This is a genomic window from Phycicoccus avicenniae, assembly GCF_018139485.1.
GTDB lineage: Bacteria > Actinomycetota > Actinomycetes > Actinomycetales > Dermatophilaceae > Phycicoccus > Phycicoccus avicenniae.
Genome location: NZ_JAGSNF010000012.1, coordinates 40,405 through 60,916, shown reverse-complemented (window position 1 = coordinate 60,916; position 20,512 = coordinate 40,405). Strand labels below are relative to the sequence as shown.

The 20,512-nt window shown below is 75.5% G+C and carries 15 protein-coding genes; 10 read left to right on the top strand and 5 right to left on the bottom strand.

Annotated features, from left to right (window positions below; genetic code table 11):
• Nucleotides 1-5: 5 nt before the first annotated feature.
• Entirely contained in the window at nucleotides 6-884 is an 879-nt protein-coding gene (locus KC207_RS09235) for an ABC transporter permease (protein ID WP_249138662.1), read from the top strand.
• Nucleotides 871-2,595 carry a cell wall-binding repeat-containing protein gene (locus tag KC207_RS17080; RefSeq protein ID WP_211602727.1) on the top strand — a complete coding sequence of 575 codons (1,725 nt, stop codon included), beginning with the start codon at nucleotides 871-873 and terminating at the stop codon, nucleotides 2,593-2,595. The genes KC207_RS09235 and KC207_RS17080 overlap by 14 nt, the downstream gene beginning before the upstream one ends.
• A 25-nt stretch (nucleotides 2,596-2,620) precedes the next feature.
• On the opposite strand, the gene KC207_RS09225 is transcribed toward KC207_RS17080, so the two are convergent.
• Nucleotides 2,621-3,259, bottom strand: coding sequence for a 3-oxoacid CoA-transferase subunit B (locus KC207_RS09225; RefSeq protein WP_211602726.1), 639 nt, complete (start codon nucleotides 3,257-3,259; stop codon nucleotides 2,621-2,623).
• 1 nt (nucleotide 3,260) lies between these two features.
• The gene (locus KC207_RS09220) at nucleotides 3,261-4,040 is read right to left on the bottom strand and encodes a CoA transferase subunit A (protein WP_211602725.1); all 780 of its coding nucleotides are present in this window, start codon (nucleotides 4,038-4,040) and stop codon (nucleotides 3,261-3,263) included.
• A gap of 214 nt (nucleotides 4,041-4,254) precedes the next feature.
• On the opposite strand from KC207_RS09220, the gene KC207_RS09215 reads away from it, so the two are divergent.
• The 3 genes from KC207_RS09215 to KC207_RS16900 all read left to right on the top strand — a co-directional run bounded on the left by KC207_RS09215 (nucleotide 4,255) and on the right by KC207_RS16900 (nucleotide 11,094).
• Nucleotides 4,255-6,756, top strand: coding sequence for a cell wall-binding repeat-containing protein (locus KC207_RS09215; RefSeq protein WP_211602724.1), 2,502 nt, complete (start codon nucleotides 4,255-4,257; stop codon nucleotides 6,754-6,756).
• Complete coding sequence (locus KC207_RS09210) at nucleotides 6,753-8,981, top strand: cell wall-binding repeat-containing protein (protein WP_211602723.1); 2,229 nt, start codon at nucleotides 6,753-6,755, stop codon at nucleotides 8,979-8,981. The genes KC207_RS09215 and KC207_RS09210 overlap by 4 nt, the downstream gene beginning before the upstream one ends.
• 235 nt (nucleotides 8,982-9,216) lie before the next feature.
• The gene (locus KC207_RS16900; RefSeq protein WP_249138661.1) at nucleotides 9,217-11,094 is read left to right on the top strand and encodes a peptidoglycan-binding domain-containing protein; all 1,878 of its coding nucleotides are present in this window, start codon (nucleotides 9,217-9,219) and stop codon (nucleotides 11,092-11,094) included.
• 78 nt (nucleotides 11,095-11,172) lie between these two features.
• On the opposite strand, the gene ftrA is transcribed toward KC207_RS16900, so the two are convergent.
• On the bottom strand, nucleotides 11,173-12,153 hold the full coding sequence (ftrA, locus tag KC207_RS09190; RefSeq protein ID WP_211602722.1) for a transcriptional regulator FtrA: 981 nt from the start codon (nucleotides 12,151-12,153) through the stop codon (nucleotides 11,173-11,175).
• Between the two features lie 98 nt (nucleotides 12,154-12,251).
• On the opposite strand from ftrA, the gene KC207_RS09185 reads away from it, so the two are divergent.
• Nucleotides 12,252-12,767 carry a nuclear transport factor 2 family protein gene (locus KC207_RS09185; RefSeq protein WP_211602721.1) on the top strand — a complete coding sequence of 172 codons (516 nt, stop codon included), beginning with the start codon at nucleotides 12,252-12,254 and terminating at the stop codon, nucleotides 12,765-12,767.
• Here KC207_RS09185 and KC207_RS09180 read toward each other — a convergent pair.
• Nucleotides 12,754-13,467 carry a TIGR03089 family protein gene (locus KC207_RS09180; RefSeq protein ID WP_211602720.1) on the bottom strand — a complete coding sequence of 238 codons (714 nt, stop codon included), beginning with the start codon at nucleotides 13,465-13,467 and terminating at the stop codon, nucleotides 12,754-12,756. The genes KC207_RS09185 and KC207_RS09180 overlap by 14 nt on opposite strands.
• A gap of 37 nt (nucleotides 13,468-13,504) precedes the next feature.
• Between KC207_RS09180 and KC207_RS09175 the strand changes: the two genes are divergently transcribed.
• The gene (locus KC207_RS09175; protein ID WP_211602719.1) at nucleotides 13,505-15,553 is read left to right on the top strand and encodes a hypothetical protein; all 2,049 of its coding nucleotides are present in this window, start codon (nucleotides 13,505-13,507) and stop codon (nucleotides 15,551-15,553) included.
• 23 nt (nucleotides 15,554-15,576) lie between these two features.
• Here KC207_RS09175 and KC207_RS09170 read toward each other — a convergent pair whose 3' ends face one another.
• Nucleotides 15,577-16,374, bottom strand: coding sequence for an inositol monophosphatase family protein (locus tag KC207_RS09170; RefSeq protein WP_211602718.1), 798 nt, complete (start codon nucleotides 16,372-16,374; stop codon nucleotides 15,577-15,579).
• A gap of 102 nt (nucleotides 16,375-16,476) precedes the next feature.
• On the opposite strand from KC207_RS09170, the gene KC207_RS09165 reads away from it, so the two are divergent.
• The 3 genes from KC207_RS09165 to KC207_RS09155 are packed head-to-tail and all read left to right on the top strand — an operon-like array spanning nucleotide 16,477 to nucleotide 20,510.
• The gene (locus KC207_RS09165) at nucleotides 16,477-17,481 is read left to right on the top strand and encodes a DNA topoisomerase IB (protein ID WP_211602717.1); all 1,005 of its coding nucleotides are present in this window, start codon (nucleotides 16,477-16,479) and stop codon (nucleotides 17,479-17,481) included.
• A 37-nt stretch (nucleotides 17,482-17,518) separates the two neighbouring features.
• Nucleotides 17,519-18,601 carry a glycosyltransferase family 2 protein gene (locus KC207_RS09160; protein WP_211602716.1) on the top strand — a complete coding sequence of 361 codons (1,083 nt, stop codon included), beginning with the start codon at nucleotides 17,519-17,521 and terminating at the stop codon, nucleotides 18,599-18,601.
• Nucleotides 18,594-20,510 (top strand): glycosyltransferase family 4 protein, encoded by a 1,917-nt coding sequence (locus tag KC207_RS09155; RefSeq protein ID WP_211602715.1) that lies wholly within the window; start codon nucleotides 18,594-18,596, stop codon nucleotides 20,508-20,510. Before KC207_RS09160 ends, KC207_RS09155 begins: the two co-directional genes overlap by 8 nt.
• Nucleotides 20,511-20,512: the final 2 nt, after the last annotated feature.

Genomic DNA, 20,512 nt, shown 5'->3' with positions numbered 1-20,512 from the left:
GGCCGGTGTCCCCGGGGCCGGCGCTCTCGGTCGAGGAGGCACGGGCCCTCGCGCGCCGGCACGGGCTCACCTCGCTGTCGGCCCGCCCGGGTCTCGGCCGCTACCTCGCCGAGCTGTGGCGTCGTCGCCAGTTCGTCCTCACGCTGTCCGCGGCCCAGGGCGCCGCCCAGTACGAGAAGAACCGGCTCGGCCACCTCTGGGCGGTCTTCAACCCGGCGCTGCTCATCGTCAGCTACTTCCTCGTCTTCGGGCTGCTCCTGCGCACCGACCGCGGCGTCGACAACTTCATCGCCTTCCTGTCCATCGGCGTCGTCCTCTTCGGGGTGACGGCGTCGGTGCTCACGAGCGGGGCCAAGGCGATCTCGAACAACCTCGGGCTCGTGCGGGCGTTGCGCTTCCCGCGGGCGGCGCTGCCGGTGTCGGTCTCGCTCACCGAGCTCTACACCTCGTGGCCCGCGTTCGCCCTGCTGCTCCTGCTCACCCCGTTGACGGGCGAGGCGCTCTCCTGGCACTGGCTGCTCTTCCCCGTCGCCGTGCTCCTGCAGATGCTCCAGCTCACCGGGCTGGCCCTCGTCCTCGCCCGGCTCGTCAACGCCAGCCGCGACCTCGCGAACTTCATCCCGCTCGCGGTGCGCCTCATGCGCTACACCTCGGGCGTCTTCTTCAGCATCAGCGTGTTCGCCGACCGCTTCCCCGAGCTCGTCGGGCAGGTGCTCACCTACCAGCCGTTCGCCCTCCAGCTGGAGCTCGGCCGGCAGGCGTTGCTCGAGGAGCACCCGGTGACCCCGCTGTCCTGGCTCGTCTCGCTCGGCTGGGCCGTCCTGCTGCTCGTCGTGGGGACCGTCGTCTTCTGGCGGGGGGAGGGGACCTATGGGCGCGGCTGACCCCCGGCCCTCCGTCGTCGTCTCGCACGTCGACATCGTCTACCGGGTCTACGCGGGCGGGCGCTCCGGGGGCTCGGGCGAGCGGCGGGGCGTGCGGACGGTGCACGCTGTCAAGGACGTCTCGTTCGTCGCCCACCACGGCGAGTCCATCGGGGTCATCGGGCGCAACGGCTCCGGCAAGTCGACCCTCCTGCGCACGGTCGCCGGCCTCGTCCCCCCGACGTCCGGCGAGGTGTGGGCCGACGGCACGCCGTCGCTGCTCGGGGTCAACGCGGTGCTCGTCAAGCAGCTCTCCGGCGCCCGGAACATCTACATCGGGGCGCAGGCCCTCGGGCTGAGCAAGGCCGAGGTGGACGAGATCTACGACGAGATCGTCGAGTTCTCCGAGATCGGTGACGCGATCCACCTGCCGATGTCGACGTACTCCTCGGGCATGGCGGCCCGGCTGCGGTTCGCGATCTCGACCGCCGCGACCCCACCCGTCCTCGTCATCGACGAGGCGCTCGCGACCGGCGACGCGCACTTCCGCGCCCGCAGCCAGGAGCGGATCGAGAAGCTGCGCGGGCAGGCGGGCACGGTCTTCCTCGTCTCGCACTCCGCGGCGACGATCCGCGCGATGTGCGACCGCGCGCTGTGGCTCGACCAGGGCGAGCTCGTCATGGACGGTCCGGTCGACGAGGTCGTCGACGCGTACGCCGCCGCCGCGGAGAGGTCGCTCGGGGCCGGGGGGCCGGTCGAGCCCGAGGTGCCCGGCGTCGAGCGCTGGAAGGGGCGGACGCGCTTCCACACCTCGGCGCTCGTCTCGCGCCAGGGAACCCCGGACCGCTGCGACACCGTCGTCCTCGCCTCGGGGGCCGACCTCGCGCTCGCGCTGTCCGCGGTCCCGGCCGCGACGACGGTCGGCGCCCCGGTCCTGCTCACCTCCTCGAAGCGCCTCATGAAGGTCACCGCCGCCGAGGTCGAGCGGCTCGGCGCCCGCCGCGTCGTCCTCCTCGGGGACGCCGGGGTCGTCGACGAGGACGTCGCGGACGCCCTGCGCGAGAGCGGGGTCGCCGTCGAGCGGGTCGAGGAGGGCGACGCCGAGTCCGTGAGCGTCGCGCTGCTCGACGACCTCGACGCCTCCTCCGGCGTCGACACCGTCTACCTCGTCCCGGGCGAGGACCCGATGGCCGCCCTGAGCGCGGTCCTCACGGCGCGGCCGGGCCGGGACCGGGTGCTGCTCGTCGGCCCCGAGGGGGTGCGCGACGCCCACGTCGAGGCCCTGCGCCGGATCGCGCCGGCACGGGTCGTCGTCGTCGCCGACGCCGAGGACGTCGCGGAGGCCGACCTCGCACCGCTGCGGGAGCTCGCGACGGAGGGCGTGGAGCGCTGGCTGTCGCCGACGCCGGTGCAGGCGGCCGCGGAGGCCGCCGACGGTCTCGCCGCCGAGGCCGTCGGGGTCGTCTTCGTCGCGTCCTCGCAGCCGGAGTCGGTCGGCGACGCGGTGACGGGTGCGGCGGTCGCGGCGCTCGCGAACGCGCCGATCCTCCTCGTCGACCGGGACGAGGTGCCCTCGGCGACGCACGCCCAGCTGGAACGGCTCGCGCCGAGCCACGTCGTGCTGCTCGGCGGCGAGATGGCGGTCGCCCCCGCCGTCCGGCAGAGCCTCGCCGGCTACCTGCGGCAGGGCGGCCCGGGACGGGGCGAGTCCGAGGGGGACGTCGACCTCTAGCGGGCCGGCGTGGCCGCGAGCGGTCTCATGCCAGGTCGACCGTGAGCGGGGCGCCGGTGGCCTCGCGGACCTGCTCCTCGGTGACGTCGGGGGCGAGCTCGCGCAGGACGAGGCCGCTGTCGGTGACGTCGATGACGGCGAGGTCGGTGATGATGCGCTGGACGACGGCCTTCCCGGTCAGGGGCAACGAGCACTCCTGGACGATCTTGTGGGAGCCGTCCTTGGCGACGTGCTCCATCAGGACGACGACCTTCTTCGCGCCGTGGACGAGGTCCATCGCGCCGCCCATGCCCTTGACCATCTTCCCGGGGATCATCCAGTTCGCGATGTCGCCGGTCGCGGAGACCTGCATGGCGCCGAGGATCGCGGCGTCGACCTTGCCACCGCGGATCATCCCGAAGGAGGTCGCGGAGTCGAAGTAGGAGGCGCCGCGGCGGACGGTGACGGTCTCCTTGCCGGCGTTGATGAGGTCGGGGTCGACGTCCTCCTCGGCGGGGTAGGCCCCGACGCCGAGGACGCCGTTCTCGGACTGCAGGACGATCTCGACGTCGTCCGGGACGTAGTTGGGCACGAGGGTGGGCAGGCCGATGCCGAGGTTGACGTAGGAGCCGTCCTCGAGCTCGGCGGCGGCGCGGGCGGCCATCTGCTGGCGGGTGAGCGGCATGTCAGGCCTCCTCGGTCGAGCGGACCGTGCGCTTCTCGATGTGCTTGTCGGCGGCCTGCTCGGGGGTGAGCGGCAGGACCCGCTGGACGTAGATGCCGGGCAGGTGCACCTCGTCGGGGTCGATCTCGCCCGGCTCGACGAGCTCCTCGACCTCCGCGACGCCGACCCGGCCGGCCATCGCGCAGAGCGGGTTGAAGTTGCGGCTGGACTTGTTGAAGACGAGGTTGCCGTGCCGGTCGCCCTTCCACGCCCGGACGAGCCCGTAGTCGGCGACGATCGCCTCCTCGAGGACGTACTCGCGGCGGGCGCCGTCTCTCTCGAAGACCCGGACCTCCTTCGCGGGGGAGGCGAGGGCGACGCCGCCGGAGCCGTCGTACCTCCACGGCAGCCCGCCGTCGGCGACCTGGGACCCGACCCCGGTCGGGGTGAAGAAGGCGGGGATGCCGGCGCCGCCGGCGCGCAGCCGCTCGGCGAGGGTGCCCTGCGGGGTGAGCTCGACCTCGAGCTCGCCCTCGAGGTACTGGCGGGCGAACTCCTTGTTCTCCCCGACGTAGCTCGCGACGATGCGGCGGATGCGGTGGTCCCCGAGGAGGATCCCCAGGCCCCACGCGTCGACCCCGCAGTTGTTGGAGACGACCTCGAGGTCGCTCACCCCGGCCCGATGGAGCTCGGCGATGAGGACCGAGGGGATGCCGCACAGCCCGAACCCGCCGACGGCGAGGGTGGCCCCGTCGGAGATCCCGGCCACGGCCTCGGCAGCGGTGGCGACGACTTTGTCCATGGCGGGCACTCTAGTGCCGCCGGTCGGGCGGACCCGGGGTGGTCGGACCACACCGTTGCGCCGCCGAGCCGTGCGCCGGCGCCATCGTCCGGCGCGGCCGTCGTCGCTGAGACGACCTCAGGATCGTCGAGGTTCTCGTGTGACTCCAGTGCCCTCACGTGGCTTCTGTGTCACCCTGTTCGCGTCCCTGTATCCCTGCCTGCTTGGACATCCCATGACCTCGCTTGCCCTGCGGCGCGCTCCCGCCGTCCTCCTCGCCCTCGTCCTCGCCGTCGCGACGCCCGTCGCGCTCAGCGGTCCGGACCGTGCCGCCGCCGAGCCCCGCCCGGTCGACGCGGCCCTGGAGTCCTACCCGCTCGAGCCCGTCGACGAGGTCTCCGCCCTCGCCGCCGAGCCCGACGCGGCGACCGCGCCCGACGACGCCGACGAGGCGCCGGACGACGCGTCCGCCGACCACGACTCCGAGGAGCACGCGTCCGACGACCACGCCGGGCACGACCACGGGCCGTCCGACCCCGAGGGGTCGGACGCGTCCGGCTCCGACGAGGAGGTGCGCTCCGACGTCGTCGACCTCGAGGGTCGCCCGCACGTCGTCGGCGTCACCTGGCCCGAGGGCGAGGTCTCCGAGACCGCGACCGTCGAGCTCCGCGAGGAGCGCGAGGGCGAGTGGGGGGCCTGGCAGGAGATCCACGTCGAGGCCGAGGAGGGCCCGGACCCGGGCACCGAGGAGGCCGAGCAGGCCCGGGCCGGCACGATGCCGTGGGTCTCCACCGCGGACGCGCTCCAGGTGCGGGTCGTCGGGGACGACGAGAGCGACGGGGAGGCGGCGCGGCTCGACGTCGTCGACACCACGGTCACCGCGGCCGACGAGGCCGTGACGGCGGACGTGCGCGGCGGGGCCGCCGCGGCGGCGTCGCGTCCGACGATCCACTCCCGTGCGGCGTGGGGGGCCGACGAGAGCATCCGGAGGGGCTCGCCGTCGACCGGCGAGGTGAAGGCGGCGATCGTCCACCACACGGCGGGCTCGAACAACTACTCGCAGTCGCAGGTCCCCGGGATCCTGCGCGGCATCTACTCCTTCCACGTCAAGGGCAACGGCTGGAACGACATCGGCTACAACTACCTCGTCGACAAGTTCGGTGGTGTGTGGGAGGGCCGCTACGGCGGGACGACCCGGGACATCTCCGGCGCGCACGCCGCCCCGTTCAACAGCAGCTCCTTCGGCATCAGCGTGCTCGGCGACTTCACGTCGTACACGCCCCCGGCGGCGGTGCCGGCGGCGCTGGACGGGGTCATCGGCTGGCGCCTCGGCCTCAAGGGCATCGACCCCGCGGGGACGACCTACCTCGAGGGGGAGGGCACCTCGCCGACGGTCATCGGGCACCGTGACGTCAACCAGACCTCGTGCCCGGGCGCCCGGCTCCACGCGATGCTGCCGAGCATCCGCACCGACGCCCGCGCCGCCCAGGGCACGATGCTCTACCAGCCGTCGATCAACCGGACGCGGTACGGGTACGGCAGCGCGGGGGTGACGGTCGCGACGGCCGCGAGCCGCGCCCTCACCTGGCGGCTGACCGTCACGAGCCCCTGCTCCGACGGCCCGGTCGCGGAGTCCTCGGGCAAGCGCTCCGGCGCGGGCGCCTTCACCGCCTCGTGGAACGGGCGACGGGCCGACGGCTCCTTCGTCCCGCCGGGCCGCTACACCGTGACCCTCACCGGAGCGAGCGGGACCGGGACACGCGCGACGGCCCTGTCGAGCAGCTGGACGCTCGACGTCGTCGCCCGCAGCGACTCGCCGCCGAGCCTGTGCCCACCGCGGCTGTCCGGGAGGGACCGCTACGCCGTCGCCGTCTCCGCGGCCGTCGAGAAGGACTCCCGCACCCGTCGGGTCGTCCTCGTCAACGGGGCCTCGGGGAAGATGGCCGACGCGCTCGTCGCCGGGCCCCTGGCCCGGTCCGACGACGCCGTCCTCCTCCTCACCCGGGCGGGGTCGCTGCCCGCGGTGACCCGCAGCGAGATCGTGCGTCGTGGCGTCACCGACGTCACCGTCGTCGGCGGGACCGCGTCGGTCTCCTCGACCGTCGTCCGCGAGCTGCGCTCGGCCGGGGTCTCCCGGGTCGAGCGGGTCGAGGGCGAGAGCCGGTACGAGGTGGCCGCGAACGTCGCCCGTCGGATGGCCGGTGGCGCCCCCGTCACCGACGTCGTCGCCGCGAGCGGGCAGGAGGGCAGGATGGCCGACGGTCTCGTCCTGTCCGGCCCCGCGGCCGCGCTCGGGCGCCCCATCCTGCTGCTGCGCAGCGGCGAGGTGCCCGAGGCCACCGCCGCCGCCGTCGCCGAGCTCGGCGTCCGGCGCACGGTCGTGGCCGGTGGCACCGCCACCGTCTCCGCCGAGGTGCTCGCCGACCTGCCCCGGGCCACCCGGCTGTCGGGGACCTCTCGGTACGCGGTGAGCGCGACCGTCGCGTCGTGGGCCCGCGGCCAGGGCGTCGACGTCTCCGGCGTCCTCGTCTCCTCCGGGGTCGACGCCGCGCTCGCGGACACCCTCAGCGGCGGCCAGCTCGCCCGGCCCATCCTCTACGTCCGGGCCGACGCCTACCCCCGCGCGGTGCGGACGTGGCTCGCCGGTGCGGCGACCGACGAGGTGACCGTCCTCGGCGGGACCTCGAGCGTGTCGATGGTCACCGGTGGGGCGGTCCTCGCCACGGTGACCCGATGACCTCGTCCGGTCGCTGGGTCCGGGCCGCCGTCGGCGCGGCGGTGGTGCTCGCCCTCGCCGCGCCGGCCGCCACGGCCGACGACGGCACGTGGGGGGTGGACCTGCCGCGTCCGGTCCCGGGGGCGGACCCTGCCGAGGCCGCGGAGGTCGCGGAGGGGCTCGCGGCCGCGCCCGACGTGGCCGCCGCGGAGTCCTCGTCGTGGACCCTGTCCGGCTCGGGGTGGGGTCACGGCGTCGGGATGAGCCAGTACGGCGCGTACGAGATGGCGCGGGACGGGTACTCGGCGGCCGACATCCTCGGTCACTACTACACCGGGACCGACTACGAGCGCCGCGACGACGACGCCACGGCCCGGGTCAACGTCCGCAACCGGGCGGCCTCGGTGACGCTTCGCACGAGCGCCCTGTCGAGCGGCGGAGGGTCCTTCCGGGTCACCGTCGCGACGGGCGACGGCGACGTCGACATCCGGGGCGGGGCGGGCGACGTCGTCACCGTCCGGCCGTCCGGCGGGTCGATGGCGGTGTCGTGCTCCGGGTGCTCGGGGACGCGCAGCGCGACCGGGGCCCGGCCGACGGTCCGCTTCGACGACGACCGCACCCTGCTCGTCGTCGACGGCGCCGGGTCCTACCGGGACGGGCTGCTCCGCGTCACGCGCACACCCGGCGGCTCCACCCTCGAGGCCGCGATGTACGTCCGCGTCCACGACGAGTACCTCGACTACATTCGCGAGGTGCCGTGGTCCTGGCCGGCCGCGACGCTGCAGGCCCAGGCCGCCGCGGCCCGCGGGTACGTCCTGCGGAACATCGCCGCCGGGGTGAGCTCCTCGTGCAACTGCCACGTCTACGACGACACCCGCAGCCAGGTCTTCGGCGGGTACCCGACGTCGTCGGGCGACCGGCGGTACTGGCCCGGCTGGACCGACGCCGTGCGGGCGGCGGGGTCCTCGGACCAGGGGTACGTCGCGACGTACCGCGGCTCGATCATCGAGGCCTACTACTCCTCCTCCAGCGGGGGGCGCACCCAGAACAGCGAGGACGTCTGGACCGCCGAGCTGCCGTACCTGCGCAGCGTCGACGACCGGTGGGCCCAGCGCTCGAGCAACCCACGCGCGCACTGGACCGCGGCCCCGAGCCGCAGCGGTCTCGCCTCGGCCTTCGACCTGCGCGACGTCGTGCGCCTCGACCTGTCCGAGCGCTACGTCTCCGGTGCCGTCGCGTCGGCGACGGCCACCTCGTCGACCGGCGCCACCCGGACCCTGTCGGGCGAGAGCCTGCGCTCCCGGCTGCGGCTGAACTCGACGTACGTCGAGCGGCCGACGACGCGGCTCGGCGGCTCCACCCGCTACGCCGTGGCCGCCGCCCTCGCCCGGACGCACTCCTCGTCCGCGCGCACCGTCGTCGTCGCGAGCGGCGCCACCGAGAAGCGGGCCGACGCCGCCGTCGCCGGCCCCCTCGCCCAGTCGCTCGACGCGCCGCTGCTGCTCTCGACGGGGACGGCGCTCCCGGGCGCGACCCGCACCGAGCTGGCCCGGCGGGCCGGGACGCTGCGCGAGGCCGTCGTCGTCGGGGGCGAGGCCACGGTGTCCCAGGACGTCGTCGAGCAGCTCGAGGCCCGCGGGCTCACGGTGCGCCGGATCAGCGGCGCCGACCGCTACCGGGTCGCGGCCAACGTCGCCCTCGACGTCGCCGGGCGGGGCCGCGTGACGGCGGCCGTCGTCGCCTCCGGCACGGCGCTCGCCGACGCCCTCGGGGCCGGAGGGCCCGCGGGGGCGGAGCACGAGCCGGTGCTGCTCACCCGCGCCGACGTCCTGCCCGGGGCGACGGCCTCGGCGCTCCGCTCGACGGGCGCGACCTCGGTCCGGGTGCTCGGCGGCGAGGCGTCGGTGTCCGGCGCGGTCGTCCGTGCCCTGGAGGGCACCGGCGCGCGGACCGACCGCATCGGCGGCGCCGACCGGTACGAGGTGGCGGCGGCCGTCGCGTCGTTCTACCGTCCGCGGCTCGCGGCGGCGACGCACGTCTCGCTCGCCAGCGGCGCCGACGCGGCCCTCGCCGACGCCCTCACCGCCGGCAGCGTGCCGCGGATGACCCTCCTCACGACCCGGGCCCGGCTGCCCGAGGCGAGCACCCGGGTCCTCCAGGAGTCCGGGGACCTCGAGCGGGTCGTCGTCATGGGCGGGACCGCCTCGGTCTCCGGCGGCGTGCGCACCGGCGCGGCGCGACGCTGAGCCGGTCGGCTCGGGCGGACGCGGGGCGGCGCCGAGCCGGTCGGGTCCCGCGGACGCGGCGCCGGAGAAGAACAGGCGTGTAATTCCCACGATCTGCTTGCGGCGTGTGGTACCGCATGAAACAAATGTGGTGCTCGTACATCCGATGTGCCTCGTGTGACTCATGGGACCGGATGACCGAGTGCGTCCGGACCCCCTGCCCCGGACGCAGGTCTCGCCTCGTTTGGAGCATCGCGTGTCCCTGCCCCGCCCTGCCCGACCGGCGCTGCGTCGGGTCCCCACCCGCACGATCGGCGCCGTCTCGGCCTCCGTCATCGCCCTGCCCCTCGGGGCCGCCGCGGCCCAGGCCGCCTCGGTCCCGGTGCCGCAGCCGAGCCGGTCCCTGCCCTCCGCGCTCGACGTCGCCCCGCCGTACCAGGGCGGGTTCCGCTGCCTCAGCGAGAACCAGCCCGGTCCGGTCGCCTTCGCCAAGCTGCTCGAGCAGACGTACGGCAAGCACGCCTACGGCATCCTGCGCGGCTGCGACCAGGAGCACGGGGAGGGCCGCGCGCTCGACTGGATGCTCGACGCGCGCAAGGCCGACGAGCTCGAGGTCGGCAACACCCTGACCCGCTGGCTGAGCGCCAAGGACAGCCAGGGCCGGCCCGGCGCCATGGCTCGCCGGTTCGGGATCAACTACATGATCTGGAACCGGAAGATCTGGAAGGCGTGGGCCCCGGACAAGGGATGGGCCGCCTACAGCGGCTCCTCCCCGCACACCGACCACATCCACATCTCCTTCACCTGGGACGGCGCGTACGCGCTCAACTCGTGGTGGACCGGCCGGGCCCGCACGGACTACCTCACCGGACCGATGAAGACCGGCGGCACCGAGTCCCTCGACCGCTACGTCTCGACGACGCTGCGCCGCGGCTCGACCGGGGCCGCCGTGCGCGCGCTCCAGGGCGCCATCGGCGGGCTCTCCGTCGACGGCTCCTTCGGCCCGGCGACCGAGGCACGGGTCAAGACCTACCAGGGCTCGAAGGGTCTGCCGCGCACCGGTGTCGCCGACCGCGCCGTGTGGGACGCGCTGCGCGGGGCGTCCTCGGGCTCGTCCGGGTCCGGATCCGGCTCGGGCTCCGGGTCGGCCTCCGGCTCCTCCGGGTCGGCCTCGGCCGCCGACATCGACCGCTACGCCTCGACGACCCTGCGACGCGGCGCCCGCGGCGAGGCCGTCCGCGTCCTCCAGCGCGCGGTCGGCGGGATCGCCGTCGACGGCTCGTTCGGCCCGGCGACCGAGGCGCGGGTCAAGAGCTACCAGGGCTCGAAGGGTCTGCCGCGGACCGGTGTCGTCGACCGCGCCGTGTGGGACGCCCTCGCGGGCCGGTCCTCCGGCGGGTCCGGGGCCTCGTCCTCGGCGCACCCCCTCGCGAAGTACTCCGGGGTCACCCTGCGGCTCTGGAGCCGCGGCGAGGCCGTGAAGGCGCTGCAGAAGGCCGTCGGCGGGCTCGCGGTCGACGGCTCCTTCGGACCGCGGACGCAGTCGCGGGTCGTCGCGTGGCAGAAGAGCGTCGGCCTGGCCGCCGACGGTGTCGTCGACGCCAAGGACTGGAAGGCCCTCATGGCCGGCGGGTCCGGTGGCGGCGCGTCGTCGGGTGCGTCGTCCGCCTCCTCGGGCTCCGCGGGCTCGGTGGGCTCCGGGACGGGGTCCTCGACCTCGTCCTACGCCTCGACGACGCTGCGTCGCGGTTCGGCCGGCGCTGCCGTGCGGGCGTTCCAGCAGGCCGCCGGCGGGCTCACCGTCGACGGCCGCTTCGGGCCCCGGACCGAGACCCGTGTCGAGAGCATCCAGCGGGCGAACGGGCTGCGGGTCACCGGTGTCGTCGACGCCAGGACCTGGACGGTCGTGCTCGCCAGGAGCGCGCCGCTGTCGGCGCACTACGACACCGTCCTGAAGCGCGGGGCGCGCGGGGAGACCGTCCGGGTGCTCCAGCGGGCGCTCGGCATCACGGCGGACGGCTCCTTCGGGCCGCAGACCCAGGCCGCGGTCAAGGCCGCCCAGAAGCGGGCGAGGATCGCGCAGACGGGCGTCGTCGCCCGGGTCACGTGGAAGGCGATCGAGCGCCAGATGTGACGCCTCCGTGGGAGGGTCGACCACGCCCTGACGGGGTGGACCCTCCCACGGCGTCCGTCCGGCGCCCGTCCGGTGCCCTCAGCGGTCCGACGGCGCCGTGCGGAACTGCGCCCGGTAGGCCGACGGCGTCGTCCCGGCGACCCCGCGGAAGTGGTGCCGGAAGGTCTCGACGGACCCGAAGCCGACCCGTGGGCCGACCGCCTCGACCGGCAGGGTCGTCGTCTCGAGCAGGTGCTGCGCCGCGTGCACGCGCTGCCGGACGAGCCACCGGTGCGGGGTCTCACCGGTCTCGTCCCGGAACCGGCGCAGGAAGGTCCGCCGGGCCATCCCCGCGTGCCGGGCGAGGTCGTCGACCCCGAGCGGCTGCTCGAGCCGCGAGAGCGCCCAGTCCATGACCGCCGAGGCGCCGACCCGGTCCGGCCGCGCCGGACCCATCGGCCGCGGGACGTACTGCGCCTGCCCACCGGAGCGGTGCGGGGGGACGACGAGCCGCCGCGCGACGGACGCGGCGACGTCGGCGCCGTGGTCGGTCCGCACGAGGTGCAGGCACATGTCGATGCCGGCGGCGCTGCCCGCGGAGGTGACGACGTCGCCCTCGTCGACGTAGAGGACGTCGGGGGTGACGGTGACCGCGGGTCGGGCGCGGGCCAGGCGCTCGACGTAGCGCCAGTGCGTCGTCGCCCGGCGGCCGTCGAGCAGCCCGGCCGCGGCCAGCACGAACGCCCCGGAGCAGACCGACACGACCCGGGAGCCGTCGCGGTGCGCCGCCCGCAGCGCCTCGAGCAGGGCGGCGGGCGGGGTCTCGTCGGGGTCCCGCCAGCCCGGGACGACGACCGTGTGCGCTCCGGCCAGGGCGTCGAGACCGCGGGCGCCGTCGAGCACGAGCCCGCCGAGCCCCCGCAGCGGCCCGGGCTCCGCGGCGGCGACCTCGAAGGAGTACCAGGGGAGGGAGAGCTCCGGGCGGGGCAGGCCGAAGACCTCCGCGACGATGCCGAACTCGAAGGTGCAGAGGCCGTCGTAGGCGACGGCGACGACCCGGGGACGCTCCGGTGCGGTCATGGCGCGATCTTACGGGCACTGGTCACCCGTGCCACTGGTCGTCGAGGTCACGACCGGGCGAGGCTGGGGGCCCCGCCCCTCCCCGGAAGGACCCTCCCGTGCCGAGCAGCGTCACGACGCCGACGACCGCCACCCGCCCCGCGACGCCGGGTCCCGGCCCGATGACCGAGGAGCGCCTGTTCATGACCGAGGAGCGCCTGCTCGCCTTCTTCGACGCGTGCTCCGCCGGCGACCCGGACGCGATCGCGGCGTTCTTCACCGCCGACGCCGTCTACCTCGGCTCACGCGGTCCCGCGGACGACGGCGTCGTCTTCGAGGGGCGCGAGGCGGTCCGCGCCGGGATGGCGGCCTTCCTCGGCGGGTACGCGGACGCGTCGTACCGGGACGTCGACGTCCGGGTCGGCGGCTCGTGGGGCCTCGCGACGTGGACCTTCCACGGGACCCCGCACGGCGGCGTGCCGTCGAGCTACCGGGGGGTCGACGTCCTCGCGTTCGAGGGCGACCTCATCCGGCGCAAGGACGCCTTCCGCAAGGAGCGGTCCGAGCCGGCCGGCGGTGACGGGTCGGGGTCGGTCGGCGGTGACGGGTCGGGGCCGGGCGTCAGACCCCGGTGACCCCCTCGGTGGCGAGCCGGGCCGCGAGGACGTCCGCGTCGGGGGCCCCGCGGGTCAGCACGACCGACCCGTCGCCCGCCCAGGCGCGCAGGACGACCTCGAGCAGCGTGGCGGTCTCCCCGGTCGCGACGTGCTCACGGACCGGTCCGGCACCGGTCGGGACGAGACCCGCGTAGGTGAGGGCGCCCTCCGGGGTCCGCAGCGCGACGGCGTCCGCGTCCGGCTCGTCCCACGCGGTGAAGACGTCGCCGTGCGTCGCGAGGTCCTTCGCCTCGTCGACGGCGCCCGGCGGGACGGGACCGTCCGCCGACCGGGCGAGCGCGGCGAGCGTCACGAGCACGGCGACCTCGCCCTGCTCGCAGCGCTCGGGGTCGTCGGTGACGACGACGTCGACCGGGGTGTCGGCGTCCGCTCCGGGCAGGACGACCTCGGCCCCGACGGACCACACGGCGAACGCCCAGTAGACCGAGCGCCAGTGCGCCGGCAGGTCGAGGAGGACCCGGGTGCCGGGGGCGGCGTCGAGGTCCTCCTGCAGGAGGTTGCCGGCCTTGGAGACCCAGTTCGCGACGACCCGCGCCGACAGCTCGATGCGCTCGCCCCGGGTGGGGCCCTCGGTGTCGTCGTACGTCGTGATCCGCGGGCGTCCCGGGTCGGACTCGACGAGACGGGCGAGCAGGGCGGCGGGGGTCTCGGGGCTCATCGTCCGCACCGTACCCCGGCTGGCTAGGCTCGCCGCCATGACCCGGTCCGTGAGCGTCGGCGCCCCGCTGACCCGGACGGGTCTGGCTGCCGGGCTCTGGCTCGCCGGCACGAGCGTCGCCGCCGGGCTGCTGGCGTGGGTGGGCTGGTGGACGCCGTGGGTGGCCTGGCCGGTGGGCCTGCTCGTCCTCGTCGCGGCCGCCGTCGCCGTCCGCGGCCTGCCCGGGGTCGCACTCGGTCGGGGGCCGGCCGCGGGCCTCGTCGTCGTCTGCCTCGGGTTCGCGGGGTACGCCGCGGCGACCCACTCCGAGCACGTGATGCCCCGGCGGGACGCCGCGAGCAACCTCCAGGCCGCGGTGTCCCTCGCGGCGACCGGAGAGCGCGTCGTCCCGGTCGACGTCTCGGTGTTCGGGGGCCCGGACCTGCTGCGCTCGGGCGACCTCACCCTCGCGAGCGCCGCGTTCTACCAGGTCGGGTCGGCCGCGGACCCGGCGATCCAGCCGCAGTTCCTCATGGCGCCGGCGACGGTGTACGGCTACGGCGTCCTCGCCGGGGGCCCCGAGGCCGCGATGCTGCTGCCGGCCGTGGCGATGGCCCTCGTCCTCATGCTCCTCGGGCTGCTCGCGGCCCACCTCACCCGGCCGTGGTGGGGGGTGGCCGCGGCAGGCCTCACGGGGCTGCTCTTCCCGGTCCTCAACGTCGCCCGCGGCACGTACTCCGAGCAGCTGGCGCTGCTCACGCTCGTCGGGGGTCTCCTCGCGCTCGTCCTCGCCGCCGGGCGGGACGGCGGCGACCGGACGGCCGGACGGCTCGCCCTCGTGGGCGGCCTGCTCGTCGGCGGGACCGGCGTCGCGCGGGTCGACGCGCTGCGCGAGGTGATGCTCCTGCTGCCGGTCCTCGCGGTCGCCGTCGCGCTCGGCCGGGCGTGGGCCCGGCCCGCCCTCGCCGGGCTCGTGGCCTCCACGGTCGTCGCGTACGGGCTGGGCTGGGGCCTGTCCTTCCGCTACCTCGGCGACATCCACGCGAGCCTCCTGCCGCTCGTCGCGATGGTGGTCGTCGTCGCGGCCGTGTCCGGGGCCGGGGTGCGGCTCTGGCGGCGGGGCCGCCGCCTGCCCGCGGGGCTCGTCCGCCGGGCCCCCGACGTCGTCGCCGGGCTCACCGTGCTCGCGGGCCTCGTCCTGTGGTCCCGGCCGTGGTGGCTCACCGTCCGGCAGGACCCGGACGACCCCGGGGCGCGGTACGTGGCCGGCATGCAGCGGCGCCAGGGCCTGCCGGTCGACGGCGGACGCACCTACGCCGAGCACACCGTCGACTGGCTGTCGTGGTACGTCGGCTGGGCGGCCCTCGTCGTCGCGCTGCTCGCGCTCGCCCTCGTCCTGCGGGCGATGCTCACGCGGCTCGCGGACGGCGACCTCGTCCCGTGGGCGGCGCCGCTCGTGCTCGCCGCGGGCTCGACTCTGCTCACCCTGCTGCGCCCGGGCATCACCCCCGACCACCCGTGGGCGGACCGGCGGCTGCTCGTCGCGCTGCCGTTCGTCGTCCTCCTCGTCGTCGTCGCCGGGCGGTGGGCAGGCGACCGGGTCGCCCGCGAGGGCCGGCCGTGGGCCCGTCCGCTCGTCGCCGCGGTCGTCGTCCTCGGGCTCGGGGTGCCGGCCGGGCTCGCGTCGTGGCCGTTCCGCGGCGTCGGGGTCGAGCGCGGCTCGCTCGCCGCCGTCGACGAGGTCTGCGCCGTGCTCGACCCGGACGACGTCGTCCTCGGGATCGACGGACGGGCGTCCTCGGAGTGGCCGCAGGTCGTCCGCGGCATGTGCGGGACCCCCTTCGCGGTCGCGACGACCCCGGTGCGCGAGGACCCCGAGCGGCTGCGCGCCGTCGTCGACGAGGTGGCGCGCGGGGCGGCGGCGCAGGGCCGCTCGCTCGTCGTCCTCGCCGCCGACGGTCCGGAGGCGGTCGAGGAGATCGGCCTCGACCCGCGCGAGGTCGTCGACATCCGCTTCCCCGAGGAGGAGCACGCCCTCGACCGGCCGCCGCGGCGGTTCGACGTCGGCGGCATCCGGGTGTCGGTCGCCGACGTCCCCGCCGGCTGAGCGACGGTGCCGACCCGGCCGGGTCAGTCGCGGGTGAAGTGCTCCTCGACGCGGCGCTGGACCGCCCCGCACGTGTGCGGGTCGACCCCGACGACGAGCCCGGGCCGCAGCGAGCGCGGCGAGTAGCGCGTGCCGTCGGGGTGCGCGACGCAGCCGCCGGCCTCGGTGACCATGAGCGTGCCCGGCGCGTGGTCCCACGGGTTGGAGCGGGAGTACACGATGTAGTCGGTCGCCCCCTCGAGCAGGCGGGGGTAGTCGACCCCGCAGCACACCCAGGACAGGCCCATCGGGGCGAGCCCGTCGAGGGTGTGGCCCTTGAGGGCCCAGGCCGAGGTGACCCCGCGCGGGGTGGTGCCCGCGTCGACCGGGGTAGTCGTCACCGGCTCGCCGTCCCGCCGGGTGCCGGCGCCGCGCTCGGCGGTCCAGGTCACCCCGTGCGCGGGCTGGTGGATCCAGGAGCGGACGGTCTCGCCGCCGACGACCTCGGCGACCATGACGGCGTGGTCGGGGGAGCCGTTGACGAAGTTCTTCGTCCCGTCGACGGGGTCGACGGTGAACGCGTGCTCGGCCGCGAGGTAGCGGTCCATGAGTCCGCGGTCCGCGGCGTAGGCCTCCTCGCCGAGGACGACGGCGTCGGGGTAGGCCGCGAGGAGGCGGCCGGTGATGAGCTCCTCGGCCTCGCGGTCGGCGACGGTGACGAGGTCGCCGGGGTTCTTCTCCATCACCTCGTCGTCGTCGAGCGAGCGGAATCGAGGGGTGATGACCGCGGCGGCGACCTCGCGGAGCAGGTCGGAGACGGTGTCGGTCGAGAGCCCGGACATGCCTCAACGCTTCCACACGCGGCGAGCAGCACCAAACCCGCTGGTCGTCGAGGGTCGGCGTCCGTGCAGGTCACGGCGCCGGTCACTGTCTAGAGTGCGGGCATGGCGAGGTTGCGACGGGTGTCCCCGCGGTCGGCCGGGTGGACCCGGCGCCGGGCCGGCAGGCACTTCTCGTACCGGGACGCGGGCGGGGAGCGGCTGCCGGCGGAGGACGTCGCCCGGGTCAAGGCGCTCGCGATCCCCCCGGCCTGGGAGGACGTGTGGATCTGCCCGTACCCCACCGGTCACATCCAGGCGGTCGGCACCGACGCCGCGGGCCGGCGCCAGTACCTCTACCACCCCGAGTGGCGGGCCAAGCGGGACGAGCTGAAGTTCGACCGGGTCGTCCTCGCGGGGGCCCGGCTGGCGCGGGCGCGCGAGCGCATCGTCACCGACCTCGCGGGAGAGGGCATGCCGCTCGCCCGGGCCGCCGCGACCGCGACCCGGCTGCTCGACCTCGGCTACTTCCGGATCGGGTCCGACGCCTACGCCGACTCCAACGGCTCCTTCGGCCTCACGACCCTCGAGCGTCGCCACGTGCGGCGTCGGGGTGAGGACCTCGTCTTCTCGTTCGTCGGCAAGTCCGGGGTCGAGCACTCGATCACGATCAGCGACCCGGCGGTCATCGAGTCGCTCAACTACATGCGCCGCCGCCGCGGGGGCTCCAAGCGGCTGCTCGCCTACCGCGGCACGGCCCGCTGGGCCGACCTCGACGCCGCCGCCGTCAACGACTACATCTCGCAGATGGTCGCCGAGGACCTCACGGCGAAGGACTTCCGGACGTGGCACGCGACCGTCCTCGCCGCCGTCGCGCTCGCGGAGTCCGACGAGCCGGGGGACACGAAGGCCTCGCGCAAGCAGGCGGAGAAGGCGGCGGTCGAGGAGGTCGCCGCATACCTCGGCAACACCCCGACGATCGCCCGCTCGTCGTACATCGACCCGCGGGTGCTCGACCGGTACGAGGACGGGGTGACCATCGCCGGCACCCTGCGGCGCCGGTACCCGGACGAGACCCGCCGGCAGGCCGCGGTCGAGAAGGCCGTCGCCCGGCTCGTCGACGGCGCCTGAGCCCCGGCCCGGGGGCGCGCCGGTAGGCTCGCGGGCGATGAACGAGCACCCCGAGGCCGGCGACACCGGCGCCGACCACGACGCCCTCCACGCCGCGTCCACCGAGCGCATCGACGTCCGCGTCGGCGAGCTCGCCGGACGCGGGTACGACCCCTCGGCGCGGCCGTCGAACGAGCGGACGCGTACGAGCGGCGGCTACGTCGTCGAGGACGGCCCCGAGGGCCCCGGACCCGTCCCGTACGTCACGGTCGTCCTGCCGTGCTTCAACGAGGGTGCCCACGTCCTCGAGGAGATCGACCGCATCTCGGCGGTCCTCGACGACAGCGAGCTCACCTACGAGCTGCTGTGCATCGACGACGCCTCGACCGACGACACGCTCGCCGTCCTGCGCGCCGCCCAGGACCGCTACCCGCACGTGCGCGTGCTGCCCTTCCGGCGCAACGGGGGGTCCGGGACGGCCCGGCGGATCGGCACCCAGCAGGCCCGCGGCGAGATCGTCGTGTGGACCGACGCCGACATGACGTACGAGAACGAGCGCATCCCCGAGCTCGTCCGGACCCTGCGCGACGACCCGACGTACGACCAGGTCGTCGGCGCCCGCACGACCGAGGAGGGCACCCACAAGTGGGCCCGCGTCCCGGCGAAGTGGCTCATCCGCAAGATCGCCGAGTGGCTGACCAAGACCCGCATCCCCGACCTGAACTCCGGGCTACGGGCCTTCCGGCGCGACGTCTCGCTGCCCTACCTGCGGCTGCTGCCCGCGGGGTTCTCCTGCGTCACGACGATCACGATCGCGTTCCTGTCCAACCAGCACGACATCAAGTACGTCGAGACGACCTACGCCAAGCGCGCCGGGGTCAGCAAGTTCCACTTCGTCCGCGACGCCTACCGCTACATCCTCCAGGTGCTGCGGATGGTCATGTACTTCGAGCCGCTCAAGGTGCTCATGCCGCCGGCGCTGTGGATGCTCGCGATCGGCGTCGTCAAGGCGGTCGTCGACATGGTGCGCCACCCGTTCTACTTCCCGGCGAGCACCGTCCTGCTCGTCGTCAGCGGCATCATGATCGCCTCGCTCGCCCTGCTCTCCGACCTCGTCGTCCGGTCCCGCGACGGTGTCTGAGGACCGGCCGGACGGCCCCGGGTCCGACCTCCCCGGGTCCGACGCCGCGCTCTCCGTCGCGCTCGTCGGCCCGACCCACCCCTACAAGGGCGGGGTCGCGGCCCACACGACGACCCTCGCCCACGAGCTGTCCGAGGCCGGCCACGACGTCGCGCTCGTCTCCTGGAGCCACCTGTACCCGGCCCGCCTCTACCCGGGCGAGCAGGCGGTCCCCGGCGGCAGCCCCGACGTCACCCCCTACCCGCGGAGCATGCGGGTGCTGTCCTGGGCCCGCCCGGACACCTGGGTCCGCACCGGACGCCGGCTGCGGGACGTCGACGTCGTCGTCCTCGTCCACGTCGTCCCGGCCGTCGTCCCGGCGCACCTCGCGCTGCTGCGGGCCGCCGGCGCCGGTCGACGGGACGGCCGCCGCGGGCCCGCCGTCGTCGTCGTCGCGCACAACGTCCTGCCGCACGAGCCGCACCCGGGGGACCGGCGCCTCGTGGGGGCGCTCCTCGCCGCGGCCGACGCCGTCGTCGTCCACTCGGGCGAGCAGGCCCGGCTGGCCGCGGAGCTCGGGGCGCGCCGGGTGCGCGAGGTCGACCTGCCGCCGCACCTGCCGGGAGGCCCACGTGTGGACCGGCCCGCGCACGACGGCCCGGTCCGCCTCCTCGCGCTCGGCATCGTCCGCGACTACAAGGGGCTCGACCTGCTCGTCGAGGCGGTCCGCGAGGTCGAGGGCGTGACCCTCACCGTCGCCGGAGAGCTGTGGGGGGAGGCCGGTCGCCGCGTCCGCGACCTCGCCGCCGACCCTCGGCTGCGGGGCCGGGTCGAGGTGCACGGCGGCTACGTGCCGGCCGACCGGATCGCCGGGCTCATGGCCCGCCACGACGTCCTCGCCCTGCCGTACCGCTCGGCGACCGCGTCGCAGAACGTCCTCCTCGCGCAGCGGCACGGGTTGCCCGTGCTCGCGACGAGCGTCGGGACCTTCGCGGACCAGGTGCGCGACGGCGTCGACGGGGTGCTCGCGGCGCCGGGGGACCGGGACGCCCTCGTCACGGCGCTGCGCCGTCTCACGGGACCGGGTGCCGTCGCGGCGCTCGCGGACGGGGTGCGCGAGCCCGACCTCGACCGGGCCTGGGCCAACTACGTCGGTGCCGTCGAGGCCCTCGCCGCGGCGCCGACCGTCTGGGACGACGACGAGCCGGCCGCCGTGCCCCTCGGCCGGGTGGCGCGGGTGCGGGCCGCGGTCGCCGGCCTGCGGGCCCGTCGCGGCCCCGTGCTCGAGCTGTCCCCGGTCGACCTGCCCGACGAGCTGCGGGCCACCGACCTGCTCACCGTCGACGCCGAGGCCGTCGACGCCCAGGAGGTCGCCCGTCTCCTCGGGCTGCCGCGCGCCAAGGACCCCGTCGCCGCGTGGGCTGCCCTCGGGGCGGTCGCGGCCCTCGTGCGGGTCCTCGACGACCGGTCGCGGACCGCCGTCGTCGTCGACGAGTCCGGGTCGGGCAGCCCCTTCTCGCGCTGGACGCGCGCGCTCGGCTTCGCCCCCGTCGAGCTCGAGCTCACCGGCCGCCGCGCCGCCGTCGAGGTGCTCGACGTCGACACCGCGAGCCTCGACGTCGTCGCCCGGCTGCACCCCGGCGGGTGCACGGCGTCCGACGTCGACCTCGTCGTCGGGCAGGCGTCGTGGACGCTGCGCACCGGCGGGCTGCTGCTGCTCACCGTCCCGATCGGCGACGACGACCCGGAGTTCGCCGTCCGCCCGGCCGACGTCCGCGGCATCCTCGCGCGGGCCGACGACCTCGGGCTGACCCTCGTCGGCGACGTCGACGGCGACGTCCTCGGGCGGATGGCGCAGGCCCGGTCCTCGTTCGGTGGCAGCGGGTCCCCGGCGTACGCGGTGCTGCGGCTCACCTTCCGGCGGAAGTGACG

Coding starts and splice junctions, on each gene's coding strand:
- KC207_RS17080 (WP_211602727.1), top strand. CDS start 871: ATGGGCGCGGCTGACCCCCGGCCCTCCGTCGTCGTCTCGCACGTCGAC.
- KC207_RS09225 (WP_211602726.1), bottom strand. CDS start 3,259: ATGCCGCTCACCCGCCAGCAGATGGCCGCCCGCGCCGCCGCCGAGCTC.
- KC207_RS09220 (WP_211602725.1), bottom strand. CDS start 4,040: ATGGACAAAGTCGTCGCCACCGCTGCCGAGGCCGTGGCCGGGATCTCC.
- KC207_RS09215 (WP_211602724.1), top strand. CDS start 4,255: ATGACCTCGCTTGCCCTGCGGCGCGCTCCCGCCGTCCTCCTCGCCCTC.
- KC207_RS09210 (WP_211602723.1), top strand. CDS start 6,753: ATGACCTCGTCCGGTCGCTGGGTCCGGGCCGCCGTCGGCGCGGCGGTG.
- ftrA (WP_211602722.1), bottom strand. CDS start 12,153: ATGACCGCACCGGAGCGTCCCCGGGTCGTCGCCGTCGCCTACGACGGC.
- KC207_RS09180 (WP_211602720.1), bottom strand. CDS start 13,467: ATGAGCCCCGAGACCCCCGCCGCCCTGCTCGCCCGTCTCGTCGAGTCC.
- KC207_RS09175 (WP_211602719.1), top strand. CDS start 13,505: ATGACCCGGTCCGTGAGCGTCGGCGCCCCGCTGACCCGGACGGGTCTG.
- KC207_RS09170 (WP_211602718.1), bottom strand. CDS start 16,374: ATGTCCGGGCTCTCGACCGACACCGTCTCCGACCTGCTCCGCGAGGTC.
- KC207_RS09165 (WP_211602717.1), top strand. CDS start 16,477: ATGGCGAGGTTGCGACGGGTGTCCCCGCGGTCGGCCGGGTGGACCCGG.
- KC207_RS09160 (WP_211602716.1), top strand. CDS start 17,519: ATGAACGAGCACCCCGAGGCCGGCGACACCGGCGCCGACCACGACGCC.